Raw genomic sequence first — 729 nt, 5'->3', positions numbered from 1 at the left:
ACCGCGCAGCAGTTCTTTTATCCGTTCCCACGCCTCGTCGCTTATCTCGTGCCGGTGAATGCCTTTATTTCCTTTCATGCTCCTATTTTACCTCTTTTCCTTTCTTTAGTCCACACTGCCTAGCAGGCGGATATGCGGAAAAAATATCGTCCGCAGGGCGTTTTCCGCTTGACACGATTTCGGAAATCCGGTAAGCTATTGTCATAACGACGCAGGGTAGAGCAGTTGGCAGCTCGTCGGGCTCATAACCCGGAGGTCGGAGGTTCAAGTCCTCTCCCTGCTAAAAACGCCGTCAATCTTTTGACGGCGTTTTTTTGTCTACGCCGCCCCGCTGCCTTTCCCCGAAACCCTGACAAAACGGCGGCTCTATGCTATATTCCTTTCATGCTTCAGTTTGCCACGCATACCGCTGAAGAGACTGTCCGTCTCGGCGAGAAAATCGGCTCGTTTTTGCGGCGCGGCGACGTTGTCGCGCTTTCGGGCGCGCTCGCCGCGGGGAAGACGACGTTTGCCAAAGGCGTCGCCCGTGCGCTGGGCGTCGCCGAAACGCTTACCAGCCCGACATTCACGATTATTTCCGAATACGCAGGGCGTATGCCGCTGTATCATATGGATATGTATCGGCTCGGTTCCGAAGCCGATTTCATCAATCTGGGGGCGGCCGACCTGCTCTACGCCGAAGGGTTGTGCGTCGGCGAATGGAGCGCAAAACTCCCTTCGGCGCTTCCC

Annotated in this window: 1 protein-coding gene and 1 tRNA gene; both read left to right on the top strand. The window is 55.8% G+C overall.

Annotated elements, in window-relative coordinates:
• Positions 1 to 210 precede the first annotated feature (210 nt).
• Positions 211 to 283 (top strand) — tRNA-Met (locus AWU74_RS06940).
• Between the two features lie 17 nt (positions 284 to 300).
• Positions 301 to 729 (top strand): tRNA (adenosine(37)-N6)-threonylcarbamoyltransferase complex ATPase subunit type 1 TsaE (tsaE, locus tag AWU74_RS06935; RefSeq protein WP_187150918.1); only part of this gene is annotated, 429 nt, incomplete at its 3' end.

The organism is Treponema endosymbiont of Eucomonympha sp. (assembly GCF_001028545.1).
This window is presented reverse-complemented; position numbering and strand designations above follow the sequence as displayed.